The 10464-nt window shown below is 48.1% G+C and carries 8 protein-coding genes; 5 read left to right on the forward strand and 3 right to left on the reverse strand.

Features of this window, described 5'->3' with window-relative positions:
* The first annotated feature begins 648 nt into the window (after positions 1-648).
* From BN587_RS06895 to BN587_RS06915, 5 genes are all read left to right on the forward strand, one after another.
* Positions 649-2736 carry a glutamine synthetase III family protein gene (locus BN587_RS06895; RefSeq protein ID WP_021720405.1) on the forward strand — a complete coding sequence of 696 codons (2088 nt, stop codon included), beginning with the start codon at positions 649-651 and terminating at the stop codon, positions 2734-2736.
* Between the two features lie 189 nt (positions 2737-2925).
* Positions 2926-4602: an ammonium transporter gene (locus BN587_RS06900; RefSeq protein ID WP_021720406.1), complete on the forward strand. Its 1677-nt coding sequence runs from the start codon at positions 2926-2928 to the stop codon at positions 4600-4602.
* A gap of 197 nt (positions 4603-4799) precedes the next feature.
* A complete protein-coding gene (locus tag BN587_RS06905; RefSeq protein WP_044484477.1) occupies positions 4800-5297 on the forward strand; it encodes an HD domain-containing protein in 498 nt (165 codons plus the stop codon).
* A gap of 101 nt (positions 5298-5398) precedes the next feature.
* The gene (locus tag BN587_RS06910; RefSeq protein ID WP_021720408.1) at positions 5399-5827 is read left to right on the forward strand and encodes a C-GCAxxG-C-C family (seleno)protein; all 429 of its coding nucleotides are present in this window, start codon (positions 5399-5401) and stop codon (positions 5825-5827) included.
* Positions 5828-5857: 30 nt separating this feature from the next.
* On the forward strand, positions 5858-6874 hold the full coding sequence (locus BN587_RS06915) for an asparaginase (RefSeq protein WP_044484481.1): 1017 nt from the start codon (positions 5858-5860) through the stop codon (positions 6872-6874).
* A 69-nt stretch (positions 6875-6943) separates the two neighbouring features.
* On the opposite strand, the gene BN587_RS06920 is transcribed toward BN587_RS06915, so the two are convergent.
* The 3 genes from BN587_RS06920 to BN587_RS06930 all read right to left on the reverse strand — a co-directional run bounded on the left by BN587_RS06920 (position 6944) and on the right by BN587_RS06930 (position 10073).
* Entirely contained in the window at positions 6944-7594 is a 651-nt protein-coding gene (locus tag BN587_RS06920) for an exonuclease domain-containing protein (RefSeq protein ID WP_021720410.1), read from the reverse strand.
* A gap of 36 nt (positions 7595-7630) precedes the next feature.
* Positions 7631-8761 carry an SEC-C metal-binding domain-containing protein gene (locus BN587_RS06925; RefSeq protein ID WP_021720411.1) on the reverse strand — a complete coding sequence of 377 codons (1131 nt, stop codon included), beginning with the start codon at positions 8759-8761 and terminating at the stop codon, positions 7631-7633.
* Between the two features lie 121 nt (positions 8762-8882).
* Complete coding sequence (locus BN587_RS06930) at positions 8883-10073, reverse strand: MFS transporter (RefSeq protein WP_021720412.1); 1191 nt, start codon at positions 10071-10073, stop codon at positions 8883-8885.
* Positions 10074-10464: the final 391 nt, after the last annotated feature.

Consider the following 10464-nt stretch of genomic DNA (forward strand, 5'->3'; position numbering starts at 1 on the left):
ATCCTGCTGAAGCGTGTGTAGTATAACCGTTAATTTTATATTAGCATTAGTTTTTGAAGATATTCATGCGAAAAGCAATTAACATATCGGGAATTGAATAAAAATTTTAGCAAATGAGTGTCTGGAAGCATCGAAGTGCTGCATTGTTTGAGCGCTATTGTATGCTTATCTTGCAAAAATTCCTAGCTTCGCGCGAGTTTTGCAGCACTTCGTATATGGTTCAACACGAAATTTGCGTTGTGCCCTTTGGGCACGGAAAATTTTTTCTGAACGGAACGAAATGTTAATTGTGACGCTAACAGAAAAAGCGTTTTACACGAAAAAAATAAAAATTTTTCCTCTTACCCTCTTTACAAATTGAAAACCTAGTATTATAATAAGCGCATAAAGCAACGACGTGGTTGTTGGATTGAAAGATCCAAACTTCGTAGTTGCTTTTTCTTTTATATCAGCGGTGAGAATTATCCTCTTACCCATGATAAGTGCAATGAAGCACCGTAGCAGCGCAGGGCGCAGCTGACGGTGCTTTCTTATTTACAGAGCCAGAGAGAAGAAAATCTGTAAAGCACAAAAAATGTAATTCAAATGAGGGGCTTACACTTCGTAAACCCAAGGAAATTCTCAGAGAGAAATTAGGGAGGTTTTACAATGAATGATGTACCGAAACTGTTTGGCAGCTTAGTTTTTAACGAAAGCGTTATGAAGGACCGTCTGCCGACTGCAACCTATAAGGCATATAAGGCAGCAGTGCTGGCAGGCACTCCGCTGAATCTGGAAATTGCTAATATCATCGCCAATGCTATGAAGGACTGGGCTCTGGAGCATGGCTGCACTCATTTCACCCATTGGTTCCAACCGATGACCGGTATTACTGCTGAAAAGCATGAAAGCTTCATTTCTCCTACTGCCGAAGGCCGTGTTATTATGGACTTCTCCGGCAAAGAGCTGATTCAGGGCGAGCCTGATGCTTCCAGCTTCCCGTCCGGCGGCTTGCGTGCAACCTTCGAAGCCCGCGGCTATACAGCATGGGACCCGACCTCCTATGCATTTATCAAAGATAACTGCCTGTGCATTCCTACAGCCTTCTGCTCCTACACCGGCGAAGTGCTGGATAAAAAGACTCCGCTGCTGCGTTCCATGAATGCAGTCAGCAAAGCAGCCTGCAAGCTGCTGAAGCTGTTCGGCATTGATACTATCCGCGTCAACAGTACTGTTGGTCCGGAACAGGAATATTTCCTCGTAGATAAAAAAATGTGGGAAAAACGTAAAGACCTGGTTTACACCGGCCGTACCCTTTTCGGTGCGAAATCTCCGCGTGGTCAGGAGCTGGACGACCACTACTTCGGCATTATCAAACAAAGAGTACTTTCCTTCATGAAGGATTTGGACGATGAGCTGTGGAAGCTGGGCGTACTCGCCAAGACCGAGCATAACGAGGTTGCTCCGGCACAGCACGAGCTGGCACCAATCTTTACCACTACTAACGTAGCGTCTGACCATAACCAGCTGATGATGGAGTTCATGAAACGTGTTGCTCTGCGTCACGGTCTTGTTTGCCTGCTGCATGAAAAACCCTTCGACGGCGTCAACGGCAGCGGCAAGCATAACAACTGGTCCTTATCTACGGAAGAAGGCCTGAATCTGCTGGATCCCGGCAAGGAGCCGTACAAAAACCTGCGCTTCCTGACCTTCCTGGCAGCAATTATCAAGGCTGTTGATGAATATCAGGATCTGCTGCGTGTATCTGTTGCCAGCGCCGGCAATGACCATCGTCTGGGCGCTAACGAAGCTCCTCCGGCTATCGTATCTATGTTCCTTGGCACTGAGCTGACTGCAGTTCTCGAAGCTATTGCAGCAGACAAGGTTTACAACGGCAACCCAGAAAGTTACATCAAGGTAAGCGACGATACCATTCCTGCTCTTGTTAAGGACAACACCGACAGAAACAGAACCTCTCCCTTCGCCTTCACCGGCAATAAATTTGAATTCCGTATGCTGGGCAGCATGTTCTCCATCGCAGGTCCCAACATTGTACTGAATACCATCGTTGCCGAAGAGCTGGATGAATTTGCTGATAAGCTGGCAGATGCTCCTGATCTGGAAGCAGCAGTATATGATTTGGTTAAAGAAACCTATAAAGCTCATAAACGTATTGTCTTCAACGGCAACGGTTATACCGATGCATGGGTTGAGGAAGCTGCTAAACGTGGCCTGCTGAACCTCAAATCTACTCCGGAGGCTCTGCCGTATCTGGGACATGCCAAGAACATCGAGCTGTTCGAAAAGCATAACATCTTTACAAAAGCCGAGGTTGAATCCCGTGTAGAAATCCTGCTGGAGAACTACAGCACCACAATTTCTATCGAAGCAGCAACCATGCTGGATATGTTCCATAAGGACATCCTCCCGGCAGTTACCGCTTATACCGGAGATTTGACCAAAGCAGTACTTGATAAAAAGGCTGCCGGTGTCAGCGCAGGCTTTGAAGGCGCACTTGCCGATAAGCTGAGCAAGCTGGGCGGAGAAATGTATGCATCCTCCCTGAAGCTGGAAGATGGCTTGAAGGAAGCAGCAGAAATCGGCGATAGCGAGAAACAGGCTCTGTACTATCACGATACTGTTCTTGAAGAAATGGGCAAGCTGAGAAGTGCTGTTGATGCTGCCGAAGCTTTGACCGGTGGTAAGTATCTCGACTATCCGACTTATGGTGAGTTGTTGTTTGGTGTAAATGAGTAAGCTGCAGTTGCCTTCTCGACAGCCTCGAGTAAGGTGTGTTAAGATAAAATAATATATAAAACAATAAAAACTCATACACAATGGGGTGTATCCGAAAAATCGGGTACGCCCCTCTTTCTTTAGCTAATGCCATGTGAGCGCTGCTCAATGACACGTTAAAAATTATTATAATTTGAGGGGTGTTTACAAATGGACAAATATGTATCTGCCGATACTATATGGGTGCTGATAGGTGCCTTCCTGGTATTTTCTATGCAGCCTGGTTTTGCAATGGTTGAAACAGGCTTTACCAGAGCCAAAAATGCCGGCAACATCGTTATGAAAAACGTCATGGATATGTGCCTTGGCTCCATCGTTTTCTGGGTTCTGGGCTTTGGCCTGATGTTTGGTACCGATATCGGCGGCTTCATCGGCACGCCGGACTTCTTTGTAAAAGGTGATTACGGTGCCAGCTATCCGAGCACTGCGTACTTCATCTTCCAGACGATGTTCTGTGCTACCGCAGCAACAATTGTTTCCGGTGCTATGGCAGAACGTACCAACTTCCTGGTATATTGCATTTACAGCGTATTAATCAGCGCTATTATCTACCCGATTAGCGGTCACTGGATTTGGGGCGGCGGCTGGCTCGCACAGATGGGCTTCCATGATTTCGCCGGTTCCACTGCCGTTCATATGGTAGGCGGCGTTGCTTCTCTTGTCGGTGCCAAGATGATTGGCGCGCGTATCGGCAAATACAATGCCGACGGTACGGTAAACGCTATTCCCGGTCACAGCATTCCGCTTGGTGCCTTGGGCGTTTTCCTCCTTTGGTTCGGTTGGTTCGGCTTCAACGGTGCTTCCACCGTCTGTGCAACCGGTGATGACGCCTTGGTTTCCATGGGTGCTATCTTCATTACCACTAACATGGCTGCAGCAGCTGCTGCTACCGCAACTATGATTTACACCTGGATTCGCTACGGCAAGCCTGATGTTTCCATGACACTGAACGGCGTGCTTGCAGGTCTGGTAGCAATTACCGCAGGCTGCGACATGGTAAGCCCGGCCGGCGCTTTAATCATCGGCCTGATTGCCGGTGTGCTGGTAGTTGCTGCTGTTGAATTCTTCGACCAGAAGCTGAAGATTGATGATCCTGTCGGTGCAATTTCTGTTCACGGTGTCTGCGGTGCCTTCGGTACTATCGCAACCGGCCTCTTCGCTCTTGACGGCGGCCTCTTCTATAGCGGCGGTACTGATTTCCTGGTAAAACAAATCCTCGGCGTTGTAGTTGTAGCAATCTATGTTGCGATTACGATGACGATTATCTTTAAAGTTCTTGATAAGCTCTTCGGTCTGCGTGTTAAGGAATCCGAAGAAATCAAAGGTCTGGATATGGAAGAGCATGGCCTGCTCAGCAGCTATGCCGACTTTATGCAAACCCCGTTGGAGGCACAGACCTCTGTTACTACTACTTATGTTACTCCGGTCAAGGAAACTGCAGCTAAGCCTGCAGGTGCAGTAAAGATGAGCAAGGTTGTTATTATCACCTCGCAAAATCGTTTCGAAGCATTGAAGAATGCTTTGGATAAGCTGGGAATTACCGGCATGACTGTTACCAAGGTTTTAGGCTACGGCATTCAGAAGGGCTCTACGGAAATGTATCGTGGTGCCGAGGTTGCAGCTCACCTGCTGCCGAAGGTAAAGGTTGAAATGATTGTTTCCGCAATTCCTGTTGCAGCAGTAGTCAATGTTGCTAAGCAGGTTCTGTATACCGGCAAATACGGCGATGGCAAAATCTTCATCTATGATGTTGAGGATGTTGTAAAGATTCGTACCGGTGAAACAGGCTATGATGCTCTGCAGGATTATCCTATTGAGGAAAAATAATTTGCTTCTCCCTAATCAAACTCCCTAATAAAACAGGAAGGCGCTCGATGTCTTGCGTAATGCAGGCTAAGAGCGCTTTTCTGTGTGTTGGGAGAGAATACTTTTATAATATTATTATGGCGAAAAAACTTGCCAAACTGCATTGTTTAGGCCAAAATAAGATTGAATCGTATTTTAGTCGGATTGGAGTGAATGCTATGAATAAAAACGTTGCTTTATATAATGAGATGATAGCTTTTTTTGCCGGAGATGCACGCCGCTGCCAGCATTTTATCAAGGTTGCCAGCCTGGCCAAGCAGCTGGCTGAGAGCGAGGCTGCTGATGCAGAGCTGACAGAGCTTGTGGAGGCGGCCGGTCTTGTGCATGACTGCGGTATTAAACCCGGCGAGGCCAAGTATGGTGCCGGTCACTGCACAGGCAAAATTCAGGAGCAGGAAGGACCTGCGGTAGCACGCAAACTTTTGCAAAAGGTTGGGTATGCCCCTGAAAAAATTGAACGCATCTGCTATCTTGTCGCTCATCACCATACGTATAATATCATTGACGGTCTTGATTATCAGTTGCTTGTGGAAGCTGATTTTATAGTAAATTTTTATGAGGACGGTACGCCGAAGGAGAATATTGCTAAGGCTGTGGAGCGGATTTTTAAAACAGAGAGCGGAATAAAACTGGCAAAGACTATGTTCGGTCTTTGATATACAATGCTGTGGCTTTTCGGTCACAGCATTTTTCTTGCTATTTTGTTCTATGCTTGCTAAAATAAACAGGATTAGGTTATTTTTTGGAGGCATAGAATATGAAGGAAATTTATGATTTAGCAGAACAATATCATAACGATGGCAATAACTGCGTGGAATCCGTAGTTAAGGCGTGTAACGAAGGCTTAGAGCTGGGCCTGCCGGATGCAGCAATCCGCATGGTGTCCGGCATGGGCGGCGGTATCGGCCGCAGCGGCTGCGTGTGCGGTGCGCTGAGCGGTTCCTGCCTGGTTATCAGTTCTATCGTGGGCAGATTGAATCCGTCCGAAAAGCATCAGACAGAGGTCTATAAATATACGCATGAGTTTCATGAGCGCTTTACCAAGCATTTCGGCACTTCCTGCTGCAGAGCGCTGAACCGTCTGAGCTTCGGCACACCGGAATACAGAACTAAATGTATTAAGATTACTGCCGAAGCGGCAGACATGGTATCCGATTATCTGCAGGAAAAGGGACTGGTAAAATAAGCATTGGCTGCGAAGCTGAAAGAAGGACTGATGGAGGTTAGGCTGATGGAAAAAACTGAGTTGAAGAACATTGTAATTTTAGCAACCGGCGGCACTATTGCCGGCAAGGCTGCTTCCGGTACCCAGATGACTGGCTATACTGCTGGTGCCTACAGCGTTGCCGATTTGCTGGCGGGTGTGCCTGAACTGGGCGAGCTGGCGCATATCAGCGGCGAGCAGCTGTGCAATATCGACAGCAGCAGTCTTACCGATGCTTTATTGCTGCGACTGGCGCAACGCTGCAATGAGCTGCTGGCGCAGGAGGATGTCGACGGCGTTGTTATTACCCATGGTACCGATACTATGGAAGAAACGGCCTTCTTCCTGAACCTGACGGTAAAGAGTGCTAAGCCGGTGGTACTCGTGGGTGCAATGCGTCCTGCCACCGCAGTCAGTGCCGACGGACCTTTGAATATTATCAACGCTGTTAAGGTGGCTGTGGATGCTGCAAGCGCCGGGCAGGGCGTATTGGTGATGATGAACGATGAAATCTACAGCGGGCGTGACGTGACCAAGACAAACACGGCGAATGTGGCAACCTTCAAGGCAACGAACGGTGGTCCTTTAGGCTTTATCGTTGGCGGTGAGGTACATTACTATTATCGCAGCGTGCGTCCGCACACACTGCAGAGCGAATTTGATGTGAGCGGTGTTACTGCTTTGCCGCGCGTGGATATCATCTACACGCATATCGGTGAGGACCGCGTATTTGTGGATGCGGCACTGGTAGCAGGCGCGCGTGGCCTTATCTACGCCGGCAGCGGCATGGGAAGCATTCATGAGGCTGTGGAGGCAGCGCTGGCAGAGGCTGTCGGCCGCGGCGTTATTGTAGTGCGCAGCAGCCGCACCAGCAGCGGTATTGTTGCCGCAGGCCTGGAGCGTTGGCAGGAGCAGGGCTTTTTGTATGCGGATAACTTGAATCCGCAAAAGGCACGCCTTTTGCTGCAGCTGGCACTTTTGCGGACGCAGGAGCGCAGCGAGGTGCAGGAGATTTTCAGCCGTTACTAAAAGATAAACAGCAAAAAAGCTATCAGCGGGCTTATCCCGGTGATAGCTTTTTTTATGCGCTTTAAAATTTTACCATCTTCTGTAACCGTTATGGTGCTTGGCACGTTCTGCCTGACGGGCAGCGCGCTCTGCTTCGTAAGCCTCGCGGGCAGCGAAGAAATCCTCCAGCTTCCAGCCGCGGTTAAACATTTCAATCAGCAGCTTGCCGGTGTTGTTGGCATCATCAAAGGCGGTGTGCCACAGGCCGGCGGTGTTGACCTCCTGCTCCTCGGTAGCCTTTTTCAGACCGGTGGTGTAGTCATCACCCTTCCACAGACGGTAAGCCAACGCTAAATCAAGATAGTCCTCGTACTTTACGGGGTTTTCGATTTTGTGACGCTCGCAGCCTGTCTGCAGCACCTTGTAATCCTCGGTTCCCCAGGCTACAAAGTAGGTTTCGCCGCTTTCGTACAGCGCTGCCAGCTCCTGCACCATAGCAGGGAATTCAATGGCCTGCTGCATATCCTTGGCTGTTATCATGCAAAAATCCATAGAATCCTTGGCTTGCTTAGGATAAAAATGCGGTTTGACAAAGCTCTGGATGCGTCCGCAGTCGGTGAGCGGTTCGCCGTCCAGCTTCACTGCGCCGATTTCGATAATCTCGGAAAAGAAGCCGCGCGGACGGCCGACAGGGCGCTCGTAGGTAGTAAATTCAAAATCAACAACTAAAAATTTCTTCATTGTAATCCCTTCTTACGCTAAAGCTTAGCTTGCTGCTTAGTGTTTTTTACCGCAGCATTTTTTATACTTTTTGCCGCTGCCGCAGGGACAGGGGTCATTGGGATAAACCTTTTTTGCCTTGGCACCTACGCGTGTGTTTTGCTGAGTAGCCTGTTGTGCATCGCGCAGCAGCTTGATAGTTTCGTTAGGAGTGTGGCCGCCGAGGCAGAACATACGGGTAGCACTGTTGCGGGCGTTCTGCAGCAGTACGGAAAGTCTGCTGAGGTGACTGTAATTGTTCCAGGCAGGAATATTAGCCTGCAGCTTCTGAATCAGCTCGGAGGTGTTACCGTCAGTATTAGAGTTCTCAAATTCATAGATATATTGGCACCAGTAATGTGCATCCAGTGCCGCAACATTCAGCTCTTGAGTGAAGAAGTCATGCAGATCCTGATATGCGGTAGTAGATTGCAGATAGCCGTAGTGGGAAAGCATGGTGATTTCCTTTACGGTAGGCAGGTACAGGCCGAAGGGCTTTCTGCCCTGCTCCAGTCTGGTGTAGAAATCATCGCTGTCATTTTTCTTAAGCAGAATGTGACCGTCTTTGATTGCGCAGGGGTTAAAGTTACTCGGAACCTCGGCAAGTAATTGCGGCAGAGCTTCCGGAGTAAGCTCAAAGCCTGCTTTTTGATTATACATTTCGCAGAAAAATTCCACCGGCAGGATAAGGTGCAGGCTGGACATAGCGGTGATGCAGTCCAACAGCCATGCCAGCTGTTGGCGGCGAGCCTGAAAGTCTGCGGTGTTGATTTTTTTGTAGACGGTGCGTGCTTCCTTTACTGCTTCAAAGCAGTCATCGGGATAGGAAACAATGTATCCCATAGAAATAAAGGGCAGCAGCAGTGCATATTCACTGTAGGTAGGGTGGAAGCATTTTTTCTCCAGGGCTGCTTCGAAGGCCTGAATATTTTCGTCCGGCATAATAGCAAAGCGTTTTGCTGCAATTTCCGGCTTTTGCATTTCTGTGCAGATTTTTTCTGCCAGCTCGTCCTTTTTGAGCTTACTGTAGGTAATGCAGAGCTGACGCGCTGCAAAAATCAATTTATCCTTAGTGAAGGCTTTTAAGTAATCCAGCAATACAGGTTTACGGGATGGTTGATTCTTGGTTTTGGTTGTACTTGCAGACATATTGATAGAAAATCTCCTTCTTTGTAATCTTACGCATCTCTTAATTATAAATAAAAACAGGAAATATAGCAAGTGAGGAAATTTAATATACAGTTTATTATACGCTTTTCGGCGGTTAAATTTATTTTTCAGCCTCTACTTGCTGGCGACGCATAGCAGGAATCAGGAAAAAGGCACAGTAAATAAAGGAAAGCAGCACGATTGCGCCGCCGCCGAGACCTATATAAGCGATGGAAGAATGCGTACAGATAAGTCCGCCAAGATAGCTGCCGCTGCCGATACCAAGATTATAAATGCCGGAGTAAATCGACATAGCTACAGCGGAGGTGCTCATAGTAGTTGTGCGCAAAAGCTCTGCCTGGCCTACAACGTTGAAGGCCGTAACGAAGATGCCCCAGATTGCACAGAGCAGCACCAGCAGATAATGATTCATGCTTACGGTGTAGAGCAGCAGCAAAACAACTGCAACGCCAAGTACGGTGATGCGGAAGAAGTGATAGCGGCATTTATCGTACCATTTGGAAAAGGCTGCGCTGCCCAAAAGTCCGGCAGCACCGAAAATAACCAAGGTGATGGTTATCCAGGCATCATCCATTATCGCAATCTGCTTCAGGTAAGGCTCGATATAGCTGTAGGCGGTGTAATAGCCGGTGGGGAGCAAAAAGGACATCATATAGAGGCCGATGAGCACAGGATTTTTCAGCATTACCGGCAACTGCGAAAGCGTAAACGGTTCGCTTTTTTCCAGCTTGGGGAAGACGAAGAACATATAGGCCAATACGATGAAGGCCAAAACAGCGATGCACATAAAGGCCATGCGCCAGCCTACGTAAAGGCCGATGATACGTCCTAAGGGCAGGCCGACGATGATGGCGATGGCCGTGCCGGTTACAATCATGCTCATAGCCAGCGCTTTAAAGGGACCTTTGACCAGACGCACGGCGATAGGCGAGGCGACAGACCAGAAAATGGAGTGGGCGAAGGCTACGCCGATACGCGAAAGCAGCAGCGTCCAAAAGCCGGTGGCAAAGGCAGAGGCTACATGCGATATGGCGAACAGGCTGATGGTTGCCAGCAAAAGCTTGCGCAGCGGATAGTGGGAAGCGGCAATCATCAGCGGCAGGCTCATGAGCATTACGACGTAGGCATAAATGGTAATCAGCATACCGGCCTGCGCTTCGGTCATGCGAAAATCTGCGGCGATATCGGATAAAAGGCCTATGGGCATAAATTCCGATGTGTTAAAAATAAAAGCGGAAACGGTCATGCCGATTAACGGCAGCCATTCGCGGGTAGTTATTTTGTTTTCCATATATATAAAGCACCTGACTTTCATTCTATAAAATTGCGGTGTATATTATAGCACAGCATATTTGTGTGCTACAAGCAAAAAGATTGTAAATTATTTGTTGCGGGATGGTGCGGAGGTTTTCTTTGAAAAGGGCTGTCGTTAAGGGGCAAAAACAGTAAAGGCGTTCTACTTAGGTACGGTAGAACGCCTTTAATTATAATATTAATTTTAGTTTATGGTTGTTGCTCAGCTTGCAATGCTTTAACCTGTTCAATAGGGAGAGAAGTAGCCTTGGCGATATCCTGCACAGAAAGTCCCATGCTGAAAAGGCGTTTAGCAGTAGCAATGTTGGCATTTGCTTCGCCCTCAGCAATGCCTTCACGTCTTTCATCTAACAAACGTGCTTCCATAA

The sequence above is a fragment of the Phascolarctobacterium succinatutens CAG:287 genome (assembly GCF_000434895.1).
Lineage (GTDB): Bacteria > Bacillota > Negativicutes > Acidaminococcales > Acidaminococcaceae > Phascolarctobacterium_A > Phascolarctobacterium_A succinatutens_A.